General features: G+C 41.8%; 17 protein-coding genes. 7 read left to right on the top strand and 10 right to left on the bottom strand.

Annotated features, from left to right (window positions below):
* Position 1 precedes the first annotated feature (1 nt).
* The 7 genes from D5I41_RS05850 to D5I41_RS05820 all read right to left on the bottom strand — a co-directional run bounded on the left by D5I41_RS05850 (position 2) and on the right by D5I41_RS05820 (position 8,867).
* Positions 2-583 (bottom strand): hypothetical protein, encoded by a 582-nt coding sequence (locus D5I41_RS05850; RefSeq protein WP_119008955.1) that lies wholly within the window; start codon positions 581-583, stop codon positions 2-4.
* The gene (locus tag D5I41_RS05845) at positions 580-1,746 is read right to left on the bottom strand and encodes an ankyrin repeat domain-containing protein (RefSeq protein ID WP_119008954.1); all 1,167 of its coding nucleotides are present in this window, start codon (positions 1,744-1,746) and stop codon (positions 580-582) included. The genes D5I41_RS05850 and D5I41_RS05845 overlap by 4 nt, the downstream gene beginning before the upstream one ends.
* 63 nt (positions 1,747-1,809) lie before the next feature.
* Positions 1,810-3,576, bottom strand: a complete 1,767-nt coding sequence (locus D5I41_RS05840) for an Hsp70 family protein (protein WP_119008953.1) — start codon at positions 3,574-3,576, stop codon at positions 1,810-1,812.
* Positions 3,564-4,790 (bottom strand): hypothetical protein, encoded by a 1,227-nt coding sequence (locus D5I41_RS05835; RefSeq protein WP_119008952.1) that lies wholly within the window; start codon positions 4,788-4,790, stop codon positions 3,564-3,566. Before D5I41_RS05835 ends, D5I41_RS05840 begins: the two co-directional genes overlap by 13 nt.
* Positions 4,791-4,804: 14 nt before the next feature.
* On the bottom strand, positions 4,805-5,875 hold the full coding sequence (locus D5I41_RS05830) for a hypothetical protein (protein ID WP_119008951.1): 1,071 nt from the start codon (positions 5,873-5,875) through the stop codon (positions 4,805-4,807).
* Positions 5,876-7,174, bottom strand: a complete 1,299-nt coding sequence (locus tag D5I41_RS05825) for a restriction endonuclease subunit S (RefSeq protein WP_119008950.1) — start codon at positions 7,172-7,174, stop codon at positions 5,876-5,878.
* Entirely contained in the window at positions 7,164-8,867 is a 1,704-nt protein-coding gene (locus tag D5I41_RS05820) for a type I restriction-modification system subunit M (protein WP_119008949.1), read from the bottom strand. Before D5I41_RS05820 ends, D5I41_RS05825 begins: the two co-directional genes overlap by 11 nt.
* A 185-nt stretch (positions 8,868-9,052) precedes the next feature.
* Between D5I41_RS05820 and D5I41_RS05815 the strand changes: the two genes are divergently transcribed.
* Both D5I41_RS05815 and D5I41_RS05810 read left to right on the top strand, forming a co-directional pair.
* Positions 9,053-9,649 carry a tyrosine-type recombinase/integrase gene (locus D5I41_RS05815; RefSeq protein ID WP_119008948.1) on the top strand — a complete coding sequence of 199 codons (597 nt, stop codon included), beginning with the start codon at positions 9,053-9,055 and terminating at the stop codon, positions 9,647-9,649.
* Positions 9,650-9,707: 58 nt separating this feature from the next.
* On the top strand, positions 9,708-11,060 hold the full coding sequence (locus D5I41_RS05810) for a KAP family P-loop NTPase fold protein (protein ID WP_119008947.1): 1,353 nt from the start codon (positions 9,708-9,710) through the stop codon (positions 11,058-11,060).
* Positions 11,061-11,135: 75 nt separating this feature from the next.
* Here D5I41_RS05810 and D5I41_RS05805 read toward each other — a convergent pair whose 3' ends face one another.
* Both D5I41_RS05805 and D5I41_RS05800 read right to left on the bottom strand, forming a co-directional pair.
* Positions 11,136-11,459, bottom strand: coding sequence for a hypothetical protein (locus D5I41_RS05805; protein ID WP_119008946.1), 324 nt, complete (start codon positions 11,457-11,459; stop codon positions 11,136-11,138).
* Between the two features lie 171 nt (positions 11,460-11,630).
* Positions 11,631-12,161, bottom strand: a complete 531-nt coding sequence (locus D5I41_RS05800; RefSeq protein ID WP_119008945.1) for a hypothetical protein — start codon at positions 12,159-12,161, stop codon at positions 11,631-11,633.
* Positions 12,162-12,481: 320 nt separating this feature from the next.
* On the opposite strand from D5I41_RS05800, the gene D5I41_RS05790 reads away from it, so the two are divergent.
* From D5I41_RS05790 to D5I41_RS05770, 4 genes are all read left to right on the top strand, one after another.
* On the top strand, positions 12,482-13,843 hold the full coding sequence (locus tag D5I41_RS05790) for a GIY-YIG nuclease family protein (RefSeq protein ID WP_162892799.1): 1,362 nt from the start codon (positions 12,482-12,484) through the stop codon (positions 13,841-13,843).
* 299 nt (positions 13,844-14,142) lie between these two features.
* Positions 14,143-14,712, top strand: a complete 570-nt coding sequence (locus D5I41_RS05785; protein ID WP_119008942.1) for a hypothetical protein — start codon at positions 14,143-14,145, stop codon at positions 14,710-14,712.
* 1,499 nt (positions 14,713-16,211) lie between these two features.
* Positions 16,212-16,478, top strand: coding sequence for a restriction endonuclease subunit S domain-containing protein (locus D5I41_RS05775; protein WP_307723756.1), 267 nt, complete (start codon positions 16,212-16,214; stop codon positions 16,476-16,478).
* A 107-nt stretch (positions 16,479-16,585) separates the two neighbouring features.
* Entirely contained in the window at positions 16,586-17,656 is a 1,071-nt protein-coding gene (locus tag D5I41_RS05770; RefSeq protein ID WP_119008939.1) for a phage integrase, read from the top strand.
* A 110-nt stretch (positions 17,657-17,766) separates the two neighbouring features.
* Here the strand turns inward: D5I41_RS05770 and D5I41_RS05765 are convergent, their stop codons facing one another.
* Positions 17,767-18,810: a GMP reductase gene (locus D5I41_RS05765; RefSeq protein WP_119008938.1), complete on the bottom strand. Its 1,044-nt coding sequence runs from the start codon at positions 18,808-18,810 to the stop codon at positions 17,767-17,769.
* Positions 18,811-19,484: 674 nt separating this feature from the next.
* Between D5I41_RS05765 and ggt the strand changes: the two genes are divergently transcribed.
* Positions 19,485-21,221: a gamma-glutamyltransferase gene (ggt, locus tag D5I41_RS05760; RefSeq protein WP_119008937.1), complete on the top strand. Its 1,737-nt coding sequence runs from the start codon at positions 19,485-19,487 to the stop codon at positions 21,219-21,221.
* Positions 21,222-21,249 lie beyond the last annotated feature (28 nt).

Here is a 21,249-nt window from a genome sequence, read left to right as displayed (position 1 = left end):
CTTATAAGAATGGTAAACCAAACAAAGCCCCAATAACACCAATAGGGCTGATAGGTAAAGCCACATCAGCAACTAGTTCACCTAGTCCTTCACTCACTGCGTCACTAGCCACACTATCACCAACTGAGCTTATTGCAGCCCCTGACAGAGTTTCTACAACTACATCTTCTAAAGCCACGTTGTCTAAGCCCGAGTCAATAACAAGCGCACTATCAATACCTTCAGCAACTTCACTTGTTACAATGATTGGAATGTCGGTGTTTTCTGCCAAAGTTTCATTGATATATGAAATGCTATCTGTCGCTTTAAGTTGGACTTCTGCGGCAATGTCACTATCACTCATCAAAGCAATATCTGAAACTGGATGGTTCGTTGCCTCAAACATAATTGCCTCAAACCCTTGTTCATTTAAGGCATTGGTTACCTCTTGCTCAAAGACAATACCTTTGATGTTGCTGATATGTCCCGACATAACGTCAGGACTAATGCCAGCAAAGTAATCAAGAATCTCACCGCCACTCGAGAGTTCTAGGTCGTTATAACCCCGACGAACAGCATCAAAGACCGAGCTTTGCTCAATCACTCGACATTCTCCAGTGCTTCATCAATAGCTTTTCGAACAAAGTAGTTCTTGTTCTTGTCTGCAATTTCCCTTGCATCGCCACGATAGGCTGCTTTTAGTTTTGTATTCGCTTTATTTTTTAGTAATAAAGAGGCAACTTTAACGCTATTGGATGCTGCACAAACCATTAGTGGTGAGTAATCATTTGCATCCAGTTTGTTAATGTCGGCTCCACTCTCGATCAATAACTCTGCTGTCGTTAGATGATCTAACTTTGATGCCACATGGATACTTCTTGACGAATTACTAACCAAGTTTACATCGACACCATTCTCAATCATAAGTTTCACCATTTCGTAATCGTCGTTCGCTACTAGCAAACTAAGTGCCGTTATCGAGGAACTATTTGCAACATTTACATTAGCTCCAGCTGAAATTACCGCCTTGATAAAATCTCGATTACCTTTCTCTATTGCTAGGATCAATAGAGACTGCCCTTCTTCATCTTCAACATCAGGATTTAAACCTGTTTCCAAAAGCTCTTGAGCGAGTTTGATGTGGCCATTTTTAAATGCAGATAACATGGCTGCTTCAGAGAACTTAGCGCTAAATACTGCGCCTTCGGAACGTAGCTTTCCTACTATCTCTAAACGTTGTTTAAAGTAGGCGCCTGTAACAGCATTCCAACCATCGTTGTTACAAATGTCGACTAAAGCACCATGCTTTAGCAAAAAATCTACAGCTTTCACTCGACCTTTCATTGAAGCCCATATGAGAGGTGTCCAACCTTTGTCATTCCGGATGTTAACCTCAGCTCCTTTCTCAACCATCACTGTAGCTAAATCAAAATACTCGTTGTCTAAGCAGAGTAATAAAGCACTACTCATCATGGTTGGTCGATAGTTTGGGTTAGCACCTTGCTCCAACAATTGCTTAGCAAGCTCTAAATAGCCCAAATCAATAGCAAGTCTCAATGGGTTATGCCCATTATGGTTGATATCAAAGCCTTCGGCCTCGGAGACCGCTGTAGCTAGCTTAGAGAACCCAAAGTTCAATGCTAGCTCAAACGGGGTGAGATTTTCTTTTTCAAATACGTGATTAACCAGTTCAGGTTGTTCACTAAGAATCGAGTTAAAGGTTTCTATATCACCAGAGGCAATTGCTGTTTGAAGCTGCTCAGTCATTAATACATTCTCCTGCTCTTCCTAACTCGATTTCGCCGGAAAGCGATTTCAACATAGGACAGTCTAAGTACAACAATTTTTCTTCCATTTTGCACCACACCTAGAACATGGTTGATACCTGAGCAATTCAATGCGTTGCTGCTCAGTATAATTTTTCTTTAGGTAAGGATTTTTATCGTTGTGCTCTTTAATTAACTCACCGGGTACCAACTCCCACCTATGCTCGGAGCGAGATACGTTTGCTAAAGCTACAGTGCCTGCACCAGTAGTTGTACTTGCATCTAACTGTTCAGTTTTTTTTTTGCTATGAGTTGGCCCTTTTGTAGCCTTGAGAGCGAACTCTAGCTCATAGAACTGAGCTTTGACCTCTTCCCCTTCATCACTACCAATAGCTGAAACATGTGCGATCAAATTGTCATCAATTCGAACATTAACGACTATACGTTCACTCAAAGGAGGGAAATGAGGATTAATTGGCACGGAAACATTGCCATAATTGGTTCTAGCGTCAGAAGCTCCGCTTTTATCAATCATAGTCGGTCTTTTGAACGTCATTAATGCCGTTCCATCACGTGGATCCGTGCAATACATAGACTGTTCTTGTTGAATTGAAAAACCTCGTTTGGGTAGAGCCGTACCTTGTCTAAGCATTGTTACTACTGAATTTCGAGCTTCCAGTAACTCAAATGGTTTTGCCAGAGTAACATCCAATTTGTCAGCAGCAATTCTAGCAGCTCCCTCTGAAATAATACGGTCGCCTTTTTTGGAAATGTGGAGCGCGGCTACACCGAAGATTTCACTCAATTGTCGTTTAATCGTTGGCATGCTAACCATGCCACCGGTTGCCAAACATAGTGCTATTGTTTGAGGGTCTATATCCGCTTGCTCAGGTGATAAGAGCATTTCAATTTCTCGTATTCCTTTTTGAATCAATCGAAAACAGACTTGCTCAATTTCAGTTCTAGTCAACCAAACATCGATCTCAGACTCTTCATCATCTCCCTGATAATATTCAGGTAAAAACACATTGGTTTTTTCTTTTGAAGAAAGGTCTATCTTTGCTTTTTCACATGCAACTAGAAGCTTTGCTTTCATATCAGGATTTCGTTCAAGATAATTGTCCTCGTCCCAACCATGTTGCTTAGCATGTTGTTTTTCTACATACGACACTATGGCTTCATCCAAATAATCGCCGCCTACAGTGTTATTACCTTTATTTTGAACTTGAACAAGAGCCCCATTTACTACTTTACATAGAGTTAGATCTAGTGTTCCTCCTCCCCAATCAAAAACCAGAACCATACGACCTTCAAAGCGTCGAAAAGCATCTTCTGTATCATCCAAATCTTTGAAATAGGCATAAAGTGCAGCTAAAGGTTCATGAACGAAAGTTTCGACATAAATACCTGCGTTCAGAAGAGCTTCTCTCAAAGCAACTCTACCTTGACCATCCATATCAACAGGAATTGTCACTACAGCTCGTGTCAAGTCAGCCGCTTCGGCATTTTCATCATTAAGAGCTTCGTCTTTTAAATAGCGAACTAAATCAGTAACTACATCAACAGGATTAACAATACGTCCATCAACATTAATAGCAGTTTGTTTTAGCAACTTTTTAGGGCCACGGACTGTGTTGCCTAACACACCAACACCAGCTTTCTCTAATTTTTCTTTTGCTTTCCTGCCACAGATAACTTGATCTGTCTCGTATCGCACCACTGATGGGTGGGGCTTTCCGACATCATCGAATGAATAAACACGTCCATCGTAGGTCACTACTGAAATAAGGCTATTAGTAGTTCCAAAATCAATACCAACTACTTGAACCATCGTAAGTTCTCCTCAATTCTCTCTAGCGCCCCTTCAAGTTTGTGAATTGCAACGTCAACTTTTGGTTTTTCTCTCATTAATGCCTTCAAAGTTAGTTGTATCGCTGGGTCAACATCTTCAGTCAGTAGGTTATATGCCTTCGATTTAGCCTTACCTGCGTCATCTCTTAAATGTACTCGCGAAGCCTGCTCTGATAACTGCCTTTCATGTGAATCTTTTTGCATTTCCTCAATCTGACCTCTTAGAGCTTGAACTTCATCGTTTTTAGTTTTCAATTCTTGCTCTAGAGCCGAAATATGATTTATATGGTTTGCTATATCAGCAGTTTTAGCTTGCAACTGGCTTTCGGCGTGCTTACGTCTTTCTTCACTTAATTCACGTTTCCATTCAAAGTAGCGAATAACAGCATTAAAACCTTCATTTGGAGTTCTTATCGAGTCAGCATACGCATAACAAGCATTACTCTCCAAATTAATAGCTTCTTCATCTCCTAATAACACAGCCTGCATCTGTGTTATCGCTTTTTCAGCAGAGCACTTACCTGTTTCTAGGCCCCATAAGCATGCAATTGCTATTAAGTTTGAAGATTTTTCCTTCAACGCTTGTGCGCTAATTTTGAACTCGCCCTCTGGCTTATCAACTTGAACGTTTGAATCAGAGTCAGATTTCTTGCGGTTCTGTATCTGTTGTTCAAAGTAGCTCTTCAGTCTATTGCAAATGACTGATATTACATCCCTATTTGTAATGTCTACTTTGTCTGCAAACTCAACGAAAACATTTTCACTTCCTGCGAGTCTTCCCGACCAATTGTGACTAATTGTGCGTACAGCAAAATTTATCAATGCATGCCTCACTTTCACAGGTGTAGTCGCCGCAAAGACTATCAGTTCAAGTAGATGCTTATACGTTGGATCAAGTTCAGCAATATTCTTAATTAAGCTCTCGTTTAACTGAAATTGCTCATCTTCCACAGTCTTAAGACGCTTTAGGGCATTTAAATGATCTCGGCTAACTTTTATAGATTTAGGGGTCCCATCTTTCTTCAGTTCAAAGCGATAAACATCATGTATGATATCGGCAAGTGTTTTTAACTGTTTTTTAGAAGTTGTAACGTCCTTTTTCTCTACCTTTTTAGTCGCTGCCGCACTCTCACTTTGTTTACTCGTTTCTTTTTTTTTGCCCGAAAGGCTGAGAGTTTCTCTTTTAGTGTTCATTTTCATGACCCTATTTAATTTCTAAATTGCTCGGAAAATTCTGTAAGATTCTTAACACGTCGAGCATAGTGTTTAATCATCTCTGTATTTGCTTCATCTTCTGCTTTACGAAAGCAAAGGTAATCAAGTTTCTGCTTATCTTGAAGCGACAAAACAGAACGGTTCGTCGACTTAATTTCTTTAACCAAAGTATCAAATCCAAAATCGCTGTAGTAACTAACGAAACGATTAAGAATAAGTTCAGAAGCATAGTCTATGGGCAACTTGTATTGCTTATGTAACTCAATGGTTGCACTACTAACTTCCATTCTATTAAAGAATTTCAATGCGATATCTAATGCAGGTATGAAGCTCTTTCGGTTTACAATCCGAAAATCATTCATTACGAACCTTATCATTTGGCACAAAGATAGAGCCAAAGGAGTGTCGTAAGCGGCCAACAGAGAATATGACTGATTTAGACGAGACGAGAAGTCTCCAAACTGAAGAAGATCTGTCCTATGATCTTTGGCTAAAATACCTTGAATATATCTAACTAGACCATCTCTGTACCAGTCACAACCATGTAAGCCTTCTGTCTGCTTCACAAACCTCGTTACTGCATCACCGCCAAAGTCCGTATCACAAAAGCACCGCGCAAACTCTTCATCTACCTTAGCTAAATTGCTAGATTCCGCGATCTGAACATCAATCGAAACTACTTTTTTTGTCTCGTTACCATATAGCTGAATGTCAAAGAACTGCTGTTTAGCATTGGCAATTAACTCGCGTAATTCATTTATGCCAGTGACTTCAGTATTGTTGACTACAAATCTTTTAACGAAAGCAGCCTCAATTTTTTTAGGTTGAGTTTCATTAGTAACCTTGAACGTAGTGCTTTGCACCTCTCGACCGTCAATGATGAGAATAGGATTAGCTATTGGATGTTCAACTTCATGCCAATCCCTTTCATCTTTAGTCGGGAACTCTTTTCCACAATGCCTGCAGCTGTAGGTTACAGGCTTTACACTAATTGTTCCTGAAACTGTTCCCCTTTCATAAAAATGGTCAATCGCTGTTTCCTGAATCCAACCAACCGTAGGCATCTATAGATCCTCGCTTCTACTGGTAAGTTCGATTTCGCCGGAAAGCAATTTAGGAAGTAGTGTGTCACGTAGGGCTGCTAATGAAATGTTTTGTCTTTCGTTTGCTCTAATTTTCGATTTCAGAGGTTTAACCATTTCATCAAACAACTTCAGAATATCTTCATTTGGTACGAGTATTTGAACCGGAGCCATATTGGCAACTGTCATTTGAGGTTGTGCTGAACCAGATGTGTATTCTTCTAAATTACAACCTTTTAAATAAGGTTCTACATAGTTGATGTTCAAGATACTGTTAGATAGATCAATGACTAATGAATTGTTAGTTATGAAGCTTTTAGGTAGTGATCTTAATACCTTACCTGAAGCTGCCCCACGGCAGGAGACTAATACTTGCTCATCCTCATATAAGTAGGAGCTGTAATATCCTATTACGCCATTTCCACCAAATACGGGATAGCCTTCGTCCAACAGCTTTGTCTTCGGTAGGTTTTTTCCATATTTGATTTCAGATGTCTGGTTCAACAAGCGAACTTCCCAGCTTTCAGGAATCAAACCCAACTCAGACTCAACGAGCTTTTCTGGGAATAGCGAGGCAGTAACCGCATCCATTCCTTCTGGTTGCTCGCCGTTCATTTTGGCTTTTACTGGATCGAAATCAACAAACCACGATTTGAAGATAGCTTGCGCCATTTCTTCTAGAGTTTGGTTGATTTGATTGTTAACAGTAACTTTCTTAGTCAGCGCGTTTACTTGTCGAGAAATCACTTTTTGAATTTCGATTGGTGGAACGATAACAGGTAATTTTAGTTGACCCGTTATTCCAAGGTAAGCCCTAGTTGAACCAGAACCTGCCCATAACCCCAAAACATTCTGGAAGAAACGTGAATCAAAATATGATTTTAGATAAATATTACTTAGCTTGCTTTCATCCAACACTCGATAATAGGTAACTTGAGGGGTGAGCATAATATAGTCGTGATCATTGTCTTGAACTATTGCCGTTCGACCAATAGTAGCTTTATGAGATAACAAAACGTCACCGACTTTGGAAAAGCCTTTTCTCAAACCTGAAGCTTGTTCGTGAGTAATAAACTTACACGCAGTCAAGTCAACGCGACCACCAGATAGGTCAGATGCCATGACAAATGGAATGCCCGACTCAACATAATCTGAGGCTTTCGGGTGAGTTCCTCCGTGATTTCCATCCAATGGCTTAGCAATAACTTTATTCTTTACTAACTCATCAACTGTAAATGCTTCCCAACCTACTGGCAGTTCAAAAGGCAAATCAAAGCTCATAACCCAACCCCGCTAGGTTCTTCTTGATCTCAGCTTCTAGCGTTGCCGATTCGGCAAACTGCTCACTTAATTTGGAAGTCAGAGTTGCCATCTTCTCAGAAAAAGGAACGCCATCATCCTCTTCTTCCGCAGCACCAACGTAACGACCCGGAGTCAGTACGAAGTCATGTTTCGTGATTTCTTCAAGTGTTGCTGATTTACAGAAGCCTACTTGGTCTTCATAAGCTACGCCATGAACTTCTTCACCTGTTTTCCATGCATGAAATAGGTCAGCTACTTTCTTAATGTCATCAAAGCTGAAGTCACGTAATACACGGTCTTTCATGAAACCAAGGTTACGGGCATCGATAAACAGAACTTCACCTTTACGACCTCGCAGCTTACGACCAGCCTTATCAACACGAGGGTTCTTGTTCTTGGTTAAGAACCAAATACAGGCAGGGATTTGTGTGTTGGTAAACAGTTGACCGGGAAGCGCTACCATACATTCAATCAAGTCGTTCTCGATTAACGCCTGACGAATAGTACCCTCGTTGTTGGTCGTTGAACTCATCGAGCCATTTGCCAACAGAAGCGCCTGAGAGCCTTCGGGAGCAAGGTGATGAAGCATGTGCTGCATCCACGCGAAGTTAGCGTTACCCGATGGTGGTTGACCGTATTTGAAGCGAGGATCGTTATCATCAACACCTGTGTTCCACTCTTTCATGTTGAATGGAGGGTTAGCCATGATGAAGTCAGCACGAAGATCAGGATGTTGTACGTTAGTGTAGGTACTAGCAGGCTCTTTACCGAAGTCGTAATCCAGACCACGGATTGCCATGTTCATCGCTGCTAGCTGCCACGTTGTATGGTTGTATTCCTGACCGTAGATAGAGATCTTCTGCTTCTGAGTAAGGGCATCAACCTTCTTCTCGTTTGCATGACGCTCGATGAACTTCTCTGATTGAACGAAGAAACCACCAGAACCCATTGCAGGGTCGTACACTCGACCTTCAAACGGTTCAATCATCTCCACGATTAACGTAACGATTGAAGCTGGCGTGTAGAACTGACCACCTTTCTTACCTTCAGCAAGTGCAAACTGACCAAGCATGTATTCGTATACGTGGCCTAGAATGTCTTTACTGTTTAGGTCGGCATGAACAAACGGAATAGTCGCAATCAGGTTGATAAGCTCATTAAGCTTAGCTTGGTCAATCTTCAATGAAGAGTATGACTTGTTAAGTACACCTTTCAGTTTCGGGTTATCGCGCTCGATACCCTCTAGAGCATTGTCAATAAGGTGCCCAACAGAAGTAATTTTCTTAGTTTTGCCATTGATATCTAGCTCAGCACCACCAATAACCAGTGGGCCGTTATCTTGCAGGAACTGCCAACGAGATTCAGTAGGTAGCCAGAACACGTTTTTCTCTGTGTAGAAATCACGCTGTTCCAGTTCAATAGCAATCTCTTCTGCTAGTTCTTCTTCCGAAAAGTCAGCAGAATCTAAGTAGTATTCGTGATCAGGATTAGCAATGTCTGCTTTGATCTCATCTTGACGTAGTTTGAATGCGTCAGAAACGTACTTAACAAAAATGAGACCTAACACAGCATGTTTGTACTGTGCTGCGTCTAACGTAGAACGGAGTTTGTCCGCTGCGTTCCAAAGCTTACTTTCAAGCTCTTTCAAATACTGCTGTTCTGTTTGATTCATGTTGAGAAACTCTATGGGTCAAAAAACTTGTTACATAATAACACCCTAAGAGACATAAAACGGGGTGTTAGTTCACTATGAATGCGAGTTTTTTGATGAATGGCATAAACTGATAAGCCCTTTAACCCCATATATGCACCAAACTTTGGAGGTTAATTCACAATCTATTTGTTGCGGAGTTCATTATGGTGGCATGGAATAAAGGTAAACGAGTTGGACAGAAAAAGGCTTTCAAACTGGAAGATATCTGGCGTATCCGTATTCGGCTTGAGCTTGAAGAACGCCTCTTTGAGTTGGCGCTGTTCAATTTAGCCATCGACTGTAAGTTAAGGTCGTGTGATTTGCGGAATCTGAAAGTCCAAGATGTCAGTCGCAGTGGCTGTGTAATGTCGAGAACCATCGTTAAACAGCAGAAAACTCAGCAGGAAGTACACTTTGAGATCACACCCAAGACTCAACAAACCTTGTCACAGTGGATCATCCAGAATTCACTCTCGCCGACTGACTATCTATTCCCAAGCCCACGACGTGAAGGGCAACCCATCTCATACCATTACTACACCACCTTGGTTAATCGCTGGGTGACTGAAATTGGACTAGATAAAACGCAATACGGTACTCATTCTTTACGTCGAACTAAGGCTTCTTTGATCTATGCCAAAACCAAGAACTTACGCGCTATCCAGCTGCTTCTTGGTCATGCTAAGTTAGAAAGGACGATTGAATACCTTGGTGTCGAAATAGAAGATGCGCTAAGGATTTCAGAGAGTTGTGAGACTTAAGGAACCATCATGCAATGCCCTAAACATGAAAACCACTTTGTTATGAGATCTTGAGTAAATGAAAAATATAACTTTTGCCGAACGCGACGACTTCAAACGAAAATCTGTAGCAGAAAAAGTATCTTTGTTACTTGAATCCCCAATAGATGTTTCTCCTATGGTAATAGATGGTGGATGGGGAACGGGGAAAACCGAATTTTGCCTCAAACTGGTCAACCTAATAATGGAAAAAGACACGCATCATTTGATTTATGTCGATGCATTTCAAGCTGACCATGCAGATGAGCCTTTGCTAACAATATTGGCTGAAATTTTGAAAATTCTCCCCGATGGTGAGCAGCGAGAAATCTTTGTTCAGAAAATTTTACCTACTGTTAGGTATAGTCTAAAAACTTTGGCGAAAGCGGGCGTTGCCCACGTTCTAAAACAAGATACTGATACAGTTTTTGAGGGATTTGATAAAGAAATTCAGCAAATAGCAGACAAAACTATAGATTCATCAGTCGAGTCGCTTTTAAAAGACCATATTAAGGCCAATGAAAGCTTAGAAACTTTACAAAAAACGATGGCTGACCTGACAAAAGAGAAGCCAATTATAATTTTCATCGATGAACTCGACCGATGTCGACCAGATTTTGCTGTCAGTTTACTTGAGGTGATTAAACACACGTTCTCAGTCAAAGGGGTTCAATTTGTACTAGCTACCAATACCAATCAACTAAAAGCATCAATTAATCATAGATATGGAGACAGTGTTAATGCTCAGCAATATTTAGACAAATTTCTTAAATTTACCTTTATCCTACCGAACTCCTTCTCTGAATCAACTAGCTATACCAATTCTCTAGTTTCTGTTCACCACTACCGAAACCTCGTGAGGCAAAGTCCGATTTTGGGAACACTAAACTTAACTGAAAACGCCGAGTTTTCTTTTATCAGCCACATAATAAAAGTTCAGCATTTATCTTTACGAGAAGTCGAGACCTTAGTTCGCTACATTGAAATTTATCAGCAATTGTCAGGTGAAAAAGCATTGGGCACCAATATTGTTTTTGGTTGTAGGTTACTCAGACTATTTGGTGTTGTCCTTTTTTGCTTTAATAAACAGATAGCTAGTTCATTAACGCAATCTAGAGCTGATGCTAAACAAATTGCAGAATATCTTGGGGAGCACCAAATAGTCCATATGTACGAAGGAGCTCTTGATGCCGAACACCACCAAGTTATTCTCACAATGATTGCTCAAGAATGTTGGTACAACTCTGACCTTTTTAAGCCAAGTGATGATTATCACGACTCGGAATGGAATCAATTAATAAAAACCTACTTTCGAGGAGCAGGTTTTCCTCCCCAAAAAGGGGACCGTTCGAAAATGACAGTAGAGGCAATTCAAACCCTTAATCTCATGTAAATAAGATAAACTTGCGATTTAGGCCGGTATCTAAGGCGCTTTTGTCCCAAGGGAGGAATGATATGGATTCATTAGCTATTTAGGTTCATAACCACTGGTTACAGCATCTCTAGCCAGCTTTTCTACTTTCTCTTTACTAACTCCTACTGCCGGCCCTATGTCTACGCTTCTAGCTTTTGCGGTGGGTGCAAAGTAGTTAATTTTCTTCAGTGGGCTTCCACGATGGTCACACAAGCGGTTCCACCAACTCTCTGCATCTTCCTGACTGAAAAATTTATGAATGATATGACTGCGTGTTCGGAGTACCCATTTACCAGATTTTCCCTGAAATAAATATACCTTGGGTATCCCTTTGCGTACTCCCGGTGGCAACCTAACACTTTCAAACTTTCTTTCCATGCAAGAACCTAAATATCTATATTGATAAAAACATAGCGTTATTCAACTCGCTTTTGTCCCGATGCACTGTGCCTTTAAAGTCTACTTCTGAGTGTATACCTGTATAAGAGATACGCTGGGCCTCTTTTGAATTGAGCGAGTCTTCACCCGCAATGAATAAATCAAGGCTACTTAGCGTGGAGGGAGAATACGCCCGAGAAATCGAGATTTACTTTGCTTCTCTGCTAGGTCGCCCTCTTTTTGCTCATCATGAAGATTCATCGCCTGCAACTGTTCATATTTATTTTCGTTTTTAGGTATACCCTTGCTAGTAGCATTTCGAGGCTTAAGATAACTCGGCATATCATCGGGTAGCTCTAAATTATCATGTGTTTCCGGATTCTTATTTCTCAATGAATTAGGTTCACTATTGCTTAGTTGGGCTGTTGCTTTCTTTTCCATCTCCTTTAGTTTTATTTTGAGCTCTTTAATTTGGGTTTCATCGGCTTCATGAATGATCTTTGCTTCGTCAACTATTGACTCTGCCCTTAATTGAATATAAATACTCTCACACTTGTTCGCATCACCATCAGACATTCCTCTCGCTTTCGTCCATAGCCCTTTTCTGATTTCACCCATTTCAAGCTCATCAGCAACGCGTTCATATACCCACTCTTCTATAATTCTTTTCTTTGAACTTCTATTTTTGGTAAAAAATCGCATCGTCTCAACCGCTAAATCACTTCCGGATAGTATCCTTTACTTTATCAACCCTATTCATGCCGATCCAGCTTGGGTACATTTTAATGAGATATTCATAAATCGCTTTTGTCCCTTTTCAAATCGAGCTTTGGTAAGTAAATTTGATGATGGATTCAGTGATGAATTGATCTCAAAAATCGTAGAATCGAAAAATGTTGATGTTCTTTCAGGTGCAGACTAATCTAAGGAAAACATTAGCGTCCAAGCTTTGCTAAAAGTTAAATAATAGAAGAAAAAGGTTCTATTTTACATGTGGTTAACCTCGCCAAATGGAGTTGTGCGTGAGTTCAAAAAGCAATGAATATTTGTGCTCAGAAATTCAGTATGAGCCAACACATGCCTCGCTGACAGCTGACGATTATGATGCTGAAGATGTAGAAGTAATTTCGGGTGTAGCACTTGAAAGAACTGCATTGGTTTCTATCGAGCCTGAAGCGGTAGAGCCTGAGCTCGTCGAGGTAGAGGACGTTAATGAAGCTGCATGGCTTCGTTTGAAGAAAAAACGTATGCCGACTCCGCTTAAACCTCGCAAAGACAAAGAAAGAGCTATCGACTCTACTCAGGGGTTTTGCGGCATTTATCGAATCTATCAGATCAAATCGGGTGAGTCCTACATAGGTCAGGCGAAAAATATTGGCCGACGTTGGCGTAAGCACTTTTACGATCTATCTCACCAAAAACATCACAATGACAAGCTACAGCGTGCTTGGCGAATTCACAAGCCGAAGCTCTTCCAATTTGAGGTTCTGGAGTTGTGCCAACCGCATGAGTTAGATGCCTTGGAAGAGAAATACATCGGTAAGTTTGATTCTTGTGAAAGTGGCTTTAATAAGACAGAAAATGGCCAAGGTCTTGAGGGAGAAAAGCTAGAGTGGTTCCTTGAAAAGAAGCGAAAAGATCAGGCGTTAGCTGAGAAAATGCAGGCACGAGAGCGAGAAAATCAACGTAAGAGAGTCATTATCGCTGCTTGGTACGATGGCTACGCTCAGCTATTGAATGATGTCAAGAAAGAGGTGTCAGCGAAATACGCTTATGGTGAAAAGCGGATCAAGTATGAGCGAGGACTGTGGGATAATACACCGTTTTCAGTCAGCTTATCTAACTTGGCCTATGGTAAGGAAAACGAACACAAGGTTCTATATGAACTTTTAAGAACTGTTTTTGACGATGCGGTTAATAGAGCTGTGATGGAAGTGGCTTCCACTTATTTTAGTTCGGAGAATATGGACGTACCATCAAAGGTGAGCTCGGATCATGCGTTAGACTATCGTCCAAGTGACAAACGGCAGGCCGAGGCTATGCGAAAAAGAGCTGTTGTTGCTAGGCAGATATGGATTGAGCGTGAGCCAACTCATGTTGAAGTGGCTATGCGTCATGCTGAATCAGTGGTAGGAATAAGTGGGAAAGATCTCATAAATGAAGTTCGTCAACTCAAATCCAACTTATTCTTAAAGTCCTTGGCCTCATTGTTTGTTAAGCCAAATCCAAGAAATGAAAGAGTCGCTGAGTTGGAAGAGGTATTTAAACTAGAGACATCCAATCATCTTAGATTGCAATATAAAGAACACTGTATGAAATACGGTTTTGAACCGAACATGGATCTTATAGATAAAGATATTTCAGAATGGTGCTCGCGTTGGTAAGATTTCTATGAGCCGCACATTTATGGAGTTGGTGCTGCGATTCACCAAAGGACTTGCTTCAACTGAGGTTATCTTAGAGCGCAGGTTGGCCTTACTAAGTGCTTGGTGTTCACACAGATAAGTGCGTTAGCTCAGAAAAGGGAATAAGGGTTTTAGAGCAGCAGCATTAAGGCGCTGTTGTCCCGTAGTAACCCAATACATATAGCTCGATGCTTACTTGCGGCATACATGAGGGATGATTTCTAAATAGATAACTTCTAACATAAACTGTAGTTATTTTCGGCGAAGTAAAGCACTGTATGATTAAGCCTTTGAATTGGACTGGGCCCTATAGTTGGCCCGGTTTTGAAGAAACGAATAAATTGGCCCCTCTTCCAGAACAAAAAGGGGTCTACCTTCAAACCTTTGAGTTCTCTGGCGGCTACCTTATTTATGCAGCAGGAATAACACGGCGTTTATTCAAAGCACGATTCAAAGAACACTCCCGTTCTTACTTGAACGGCGAGTACAATGTGCTTGATATGCTCTCAATCAAAAATGGAATCCGAAATGAACATTGGCATGGTTGGGATTATGCACGTAATCATAGAGACGAATATGAGAGGCGTCGTTCGGACCTAAGCCCACTGATTAATGATCAGCTAGCTAACTTCAGATTATTCGTTGTCGATTTAGGTGATGAAAAAAGAATTCATGAACGCGTTGAATCAGCAGTGATGAACGTTTTGTATCAACAATTGCCACCCATATCGACTATCCCTGACAAAGGGATGTTCCTTTCAAAAAAGAAAGATTTTGAAGATACCATTATTGTGGAAAATAAATGCAATGAGATACTTTGGGGTCTGCCTCGGTTACTTTACCTCTAAGGCGCTGTTGTCCCAAGGCGACTCACATCATGCATAAACGGTCTCTCATTAGTATTTTAAAGACAAAAGGTGGCCATTTTCGGAAGTCTTTCTCCTGCCTGAGACTCATACTGGAACGCAGCTAAAGATCAACTCAGATCTTGACCTGTGGCAATGCCTCAGAAAAATCGTGGCTACAGGGTAACAGTCAATATTATCCCTTTCAGGCCCTTTGGGCGTATGTCTGAGTTAGTCTTGAAAGCAAAACCATCGACGATCTACCATCGAAGCTAAAAAACCAATAAGTCGCACCTCAATTTCACTGCTCCATTTGCCTCTAGGTCACTTACCTAACTTGGAGGAATTTACTGCATTTCGGCTGCGCCTTCCCCTACCCAATCACAAGTGTTTTCCTTGCGATTTAGGCACGAATTTGGTCACAATCCGTTGCTTTTTTCCTACTAGCATTTCGGTCTGCCCTGCGCTGTGTGTAAAGCTTTCGCCCCTATCCCAGTCACACAATCAGTAGTTATTATCATTGGCTGCTAATCCTCACCTAGCAGATATAGTGAGGCAACGTATTACGTCATTTAGCTACTGACCTTTACTTCCACCATTGGGGTTACCTTGATTCGGCGGTAGTGCACATTTCTCTATCCAAAGCATCTTGATTCCAAACAGAGTGTAGAGTGGCGAAAAGCATTATTCTCACCTTACTCAAGCCAATTAGCTCAGCTTGCACCTACCGCTCAGTAGGTATCTGGGTGGGTAAAGAAAACGGTGTCGTGTTTTATTTCTGGCTAATGATAGTAATAACTAGCGAAGTAACGAGGGCCATTCAAACTAACCCTATTCGTAGTAGAGGCCAAATCAATAGAAAAGGACTTTGTATGACCCCCGCAAGTAGCTTCTTTCAGCGCTAACTAATATGTTCTTAGCGTTAGATAAAAGCAATTTTAGCGTTCCCAGCACCTGGCCTTTCCCTTTCCCAAGTTCAAGTTCAAGTTCAATACTTTCATTCAAGTAGTACGTTTTCTGTTCAAAATTCACAACTATCCAATGCTTCGTTAGGTTTGCTGCTCGGTAACGTCGTCAATACCAAGATCCTAGATAGATAATTCAAGCCAGATTGATGATAAAAGTGAACCTGCTTTACCCACCCCGGAGTGTAAGTCATTGTTTCAGAGGGTAAATATACATTACCCTACCTACTGATAGCTTGGTATGAGAAGTCTACCCGTCGGAGATTTTTGCCTAAAAATCGTCCATAACTGGGTTCAAAAACTATTTATTTGCGAGTCGACTCGTAAGATCTAACAACAAACACCAATCGTTTTTGCGACCGTGATTTAATCCTTCCTGCACAGACGAAGTGCAACGAATCTCAACTGAAACACTATATATAGGATCATTATGAACCATGGCGACTATATATAGTAATTCTTTATGGCGTCACTAGAAGCTTCTTTCAAATCAGCTTTGTGACTTTCCCGAAAATTGATCCGAGGTACTCTACACAAATGACGATTCAACAAAACAAAATGGAGCCTTCTATGCTATGCCATTTAGTCACTACATCAGCCCCATTCGTAACCTTTGAGGTATACAGCCGAGATACAGGTATCCCCCTCAACACAGTCAAAGATTATGCACGTCGTGGGCAAATCATCATTAAAACCAAGGACCGTCCAGGCGAGAAACCCCTGGTTAATATGGTGGCAATGAGGGAGCTTGCAGCCAGGGAGGCATTAGAAAAGCTGGGTCACAATCAAACTACCTTCTTGTAAGACATTGATTAGCTAGAGATCTCACTCTGAAAATACTCCAGTTTTTAGAGTGAGAGCTCTAGCTAACATACAAAATTTCAAACTTGAAATACAAGTAGGTATAAATTATGACCATAAAAAAAGTCGGAGATAACAAGCAGAAGCCATGGCTTTTAGATGCATATCCTTATGGACGAGATAAAAAACGAGTAAGGAAACGTTTTGCAACCAAAGGTGAGGCCGTTCAATACGAAAAGCAGTTGCTTGAGCAAGCAAATGAAAAAACCTCGTTAGATGTTAAAGTTGAACGTCGTAAACTCGTTGAGATTGTTCATATATGGCACAGTTTGTATGGTTCAACACTCAAGAATGAGGGCCCGATTTACAGCAAAATGATTAAGATGGCGCATGCTATGGGGAACCCCACTGCAAGTGCCTTTAATGCTAAAACATTTGCTGATTTTCGCGGAAAGCGCCAGCGCGGGGAGATCCTTTTTACCGAAGGACGTTGGAATAAAGGTGCACCTAGCGTTTCTACGCTCAACTCTGAATTACGTCGATTTAAAGGGATATTCAATAAATTAATTGAACTTGAAGAATGGCACGGACCAAACCCTTTAGACAAGATTAAGCCCTTTAAAGAACACGAAACCGTGATGGGGTATCTCACCAACGACCAATTAATAGAGTTAATAGAACATGTACAAGCACACAAAAAAGCAGACATGTTTAAAATTATGACCCTATGCGGGTCAACCGGTGCTCGATGGAACGAAGCAGCAAAATTAGAACGCTCTCAATTAAAAGCCGCTGTGAATAAGAAATCCGGAAAAAAATCCTTCAGGGTTAATTTAATCAAAACCAAAAGCAAAAAAAATCGCTCCATCCCGATCTCAGAAGAGGTCTATAAACTGATAAGTGAAGGAACATCAGCACGTTTGTTTGAACAAGATTGTTATCACTCTTTTCGTTACATTCTAAAAAACAAGCTAGGTCTTGATCTCCCGAAAGGACAAGCAACCCATGTATTGAGACATACATTTGCAAGTCACTTTATGATGAACGGTGGGAGCATTTTAGTTCTCAGAGATATCCTTGGTCATTCTGATATAACAATGACCATGCGTTACGCACATTTTGCACCTGATCATTTAACAGAGGCCATTACTTTCAACCCTCTTTCGAACCTTTATTCGTAGACATTTCCCACTACACTGCCGACACTTTGCCGACACTTATCGATTTTCGACCAAAAAAAGAGCCGCTTTAGCGGCTCTTTTTAGTTCGTAATTTCCGAAGTATCTCAGACTTACTCTTTACCGAACACGTTGTTCTCTTGCTCTTGTACACGGATGAAGGTAGTACGCTTGGTTAGCTCTTTAAGCTTTGCTGCTCCTACGTAGGTACATGTTGAACGTACGCCACCAAGGATGTCAGAGATGGTGCCGTGAACGCTACCACGGTATGGCAATAGTACGGTTTTTCCTTCAGCTGCACGGTATTTCGCAACGCCACCAGAGTGCTTGTCCATCGCGCTTTGTGAAGACATGCCGTAGAACTTCATGTATTGCTTGCCGTCTTGCTCAACTACTTCGCCACCAGACTCTTCGTGGCCTGCTAGCATACCGCCAAGCATTACGAAGTCAGCGCCGCCGCCGAATGCTTTCGATACGTCACCAGCACATGAACAACCACCGTCACCGATGATCATGCCGCCAAGGCCGTGTGCTGCGTCACCACATTCGATGATCGCAGAAAGTTGTGGGTAACCAACACCTGTTTTAACGCGAGTCGTACATACGCTACCTGGGCCGATGCCCACTTTAACGATGTCTGCGCCCGCTAGGATTAGCTCTTCACACATATCACCCGTTACTACGTTACCAGCAGAGATAACTTTGTCAGGGAATTCAGCACGTACTCGTTGCACGTACTCAACAAGGTGCTCAGAGTAACCGTTAGCGATATCAACACAGATGAAGATGAAATCTTCGCTCAATGCCATAATTTGCTTAGTTTTCTCAAACTCAGCATCTGATGTGCCAGTAGAAACAAAAACATTGTTTAGTGTTTTCTTGTCTGCAGTTTTTGCAAACTCAGCCCACTGCTCAACGGTGTAGTGTTTGTGAACCGCTGTCATTACGCCATGCTCAGCTAGTGCAGCAGCCATTTCGAAGCTTGCTACCGAGTCCATGTTAGCTGCAATTACAGGTACACCAGACCATTGACGACCACTATGCTTGAATGTAAAATCGCGGGTTAAATTTACTTGAGAGCGACTTTTTAGAGTAGAACGCTTAGGGCGGAATAATACATCTTTAAAGCCTAACTTAAGTTCTTGTTCGATACGCATTGTGATATTTCCTTGATTCAATAGATGATGTGCCAATTACAATGCAGGTCGTGCTTTGGCAGAAGCGTTGACCATTCTTCGGACACAAAAAAACCGGAGCGTTGGCAGACGCTCCGGTTTTCAGCATTATAGAGCCAGATAAATTTGTCGCAAGACTGATTTTTTGTTTTTTTTTGTGCTACTATCTTGAAACTTGCAAATCTGCGCCTTTCAAATATTAAATTATTATTTAAAATCAAATACTTACCAAAGCCAAAATTTACACGCTCTCCTTCTACAGCACTCCCCTTGTTCAATAGACAGTGATCTCGGTCTCATTATCAGCCTCCCAACACCATTCAGCTGTATAAAAATCACTCTCTGACTACTCAATATTTTTCATATTTTGCTCGGTATCGACAAAAAACACAGAAAAACTCACTTTAATTTGGCGACTGAGTCACTCAACACCTTTGTCACTAAATCACTATGCAAACTATGCTGCGGTTCAGAACCCTCTCTATCATTACGCAAAACTATCAATGCAAACCCTCAACTATAACCTAGACTTATAGTGTTGATTTATAAGTATAAAATCATACTAATTGATATTTTACTAACCAAGCAAAGCAGTTAAGATGCTCAATCAACGTCTACTATTACTCTTGGCAAATAAATACAGTTATAGAGGTCATATGCAACGCTCCGTTTTGGTACTCCTCTCCACATTTTCTAGCGCTCTTTTTGCAAGTCCTTATCCTCTGCCTACAACATCGGATGCGACGGGTGATCAATTTATGGTCAGCGCAACCAATCAGTATGTAACCAGCACCGGCTATTCAATCCTAAAACAGGGCGGGAACGCGATAGATGCGATGGTTGCAATGCAGATGGTGATGTCGGTTGTCGAACCCGATATGACTGGAATTGGCGGAGGCACTTTTGCTCTTTATTACGAAAAGGCAAGCAACTCCTTCATTGCTTACGATGGTCGCGACGCTGCCCCATCTAGCGCCACGCCGGATATGTTCTTAGATGAAAACGGTAAAGCCATTTCACGAAATGAGATACTTGGTCCGCGGTCAGTCGCTATCCCAGGCACACTAAAATTGCTTTACACCACCCATCAAAAGCACGGCAAGCTAGAGTGGGCAGAGCTATTAAAGCCCGCGATAGACTACGCTGAGAACGGCTACTCCATGAATAGCTATACCTACGATATCGTGGTGCGTGAAGAATCAAGACTCGAAGATGATCCTGAGCTCCATTCTTTGTATTGGGAAGATGGAGAAATTAAGCCGACTGGAACCAAGATGACCAATCCTGAGTTGGCTGAAACGCTTAAACAGATTGCCAAACATGGTGATAGCTATCTATATCAGGGCCCATTGGCCGAGCATATTGTTCAAACGGTGAATGCCAGACTAGGCGATAACAGTCACCCTCTAAGTGTCAAAGACTTCAATAATTATCAAGTTATCGAGCGAGACATCGTTCAATCGACCTACCGTGGCCACGATATCATCTCGTTTGGCTATCCCGCATCAGGGGGCGTTTTGGTTGCTCAAAGCTTAGAGATGCTAGAATCCCACAAGATCAATGAAATGCATTACACCGATGCCGAGCCTTGGCGTCTCATGACAGAGGCCATGAGGCTGGCCAAAGAGGACCGTATTGCTTATGCCGGAGACCCAAGCTTTGTCGACACCCCTGTAAATGAACTACTCGACAAAGACTACCTTCAAGCTCGTGGTGAGCTGATCCCAAAACAAGGGATCATGAGTAAAGAAGATGTCAAACCAGGCAAGGTTTCAGCCAAGAACCAAGCCAGCCTAGACGGCTTTGAGAGCCAAGATACCGGGCATATATCCATCGTGGATGCACAGGGTAATGCCATTGCCATGACTAGCACTGTGGGCACGGGTATGGGTTCTGGAGTGATGGTAGATGGCGTACTACTGAATGCGCAAATGGCCAACTTCTCTTCTACACCTAAGGTGAATGGGCAAGCGCTGAAAAACGCCATCATGCCAGGAAAGCGTCCTCGATCAGCCATTACTCCATTGATGGTGATGGCACCAAGTGGCGACCTAAAACTGGTGGTTGGAAGTCCTGGAAGCTCGCAAATTCCTGGCTACGTTCTTAAAACTGTAGTCGGTGTCATTGATTGGGACATGTCAGCACAATCAGCCATCGATTTGCCGAACATACAGTATGGAACCAAGATCGACCGCACCAAACCTTACAATCCAACTGGCTTACTCGTCGAAAAACGCACCTTTGCAGAGATACTGGTGCCGGAGTTTACTGAGATGGGCTATGAGGTTCATGTAATTCCAGTCGTCAGTGGCCTGAATGCTATCGAGTTTAAAGATGGGAAGTTATACGGTGCAACCGACCGTAGACGCGCATCCACCTCACTAGGCGACTGAGTGCGATAATAGCTAGAAGAATCAGCCA

It is taken from the genome of Vibrio superstes, assembly GCF_003569005.1.
Classification (GTDB): Bacteria; Pseudomonadota; Gammaproteobacteria; order Enterobacterales; family Vibrionaceae; genus Vibrio; species Vibrio superstes.
Note: the sequence above shows the minus strand (reverse complement) of the source record. Positions and strands in the feature narration are given on the sequence as shown.

Coding starts and splice junctions, on each gene's coding strand:
- D5I41_RS05845 (WP_119008954.1), bottom strand. CDS start 1,746: ATGACTGAGCAGCTTCAAACAGCAATTGCCTCTGGTGATATAGAAACC.
- D5I41_RS05840 (WP_119008953.1), bottom strand. CDS start 3,576: ATGGTTCAAGTAGTTGGTATTGATTTTGGAACTACTAATAGCCTTATT.
- D5I41_RS05835 (WP_119008952.1), bottom strand. CDS start 4,790: ATGAACACTAAAAGAGAAACTCTCAGCCTTTCGGGCAAAAAAAAAGAA.
- D5I41_RS05830 (WP_119008951.1), bottom strand. CDS start 5,875: ATGCCTACGGTTGGTTGGATTCAGGAAACAGCGATTGACCATTTTTAT.
- D5I41_RS05825 (WP_119008950.1), bottom strand. CDS start 7,174: ATGAGCTTTGATTTGCCTTTTGAACTGCCAGTAGGTTGGGAAGCATTT.
- D5I41_RS05820 (WP_119008949.1), bottom strand. CDS start 8,867: ATGAATCAAACAGAACAGCAGTATTTGAAAGAGCTTGAAAGTAAGCTT.
- D5I41_RS05815 (WP_119008948.1), top strand. CDS start 9,053: ATGGTGGCATGGAATAAAGGTAAACGAGTTGGACAGAAAAAGGCTTTC.
- D5I41_RS05810 (WP_119008947.1), top strand. CDS start 9,708: ATGAAAAATATAACTTTTGCCGAACGCGACGACTTCAAACGAAAATCT.
- D5I41_RS05805 (WP_119008946.1), bottom strand. CDS start 11,459: ATGGAAAGAAAGTTTGAAAGTGTTAGGTTGCCACCGGGAGTACGCAAA.
- D5I41_RS05800 (WP_119008945.1), bottom strand. CDS start 12,161: ATGCGATTTTTTACCAAAAATAGAAGTTCAAAGAAAAGAATTATAGAA.
- D5I41_RS05785 (WP_119008942.1), top strand. CDS start 14,143: ATGATTAAGCCTTTGAATTGGACTGGGCCCTATAGTTGGCCCGGTTTT.
- D5I41_RS05775 (WP_307723756.1), top strand. CDS start 16,212: ATGACGATTCAACAAAACAAAATGGAGCCTTCTATGCTATGCCATTTA.
- D5I41_RS05770 (WP_119008939.1), top strand. CDS start 16,586: ATGACCATAAAAAAAGTCGGAGATAACAAGCAGAAGCCATGGCTTTTA.
- D5I41_RS05765 (WP_119008938.1), bottom strand. CDS start 18,810: ATGCGTATCGAACAAGAACTTAAGTTAGGCTTTAAAGATGTATTATTC.
- ggt (WP_119008937.1), top strand. CDS start 19,485: ATGCAACGCTCCGTTTTGGTACTCCTCTCCACATTTTCTAGCGCTCTT.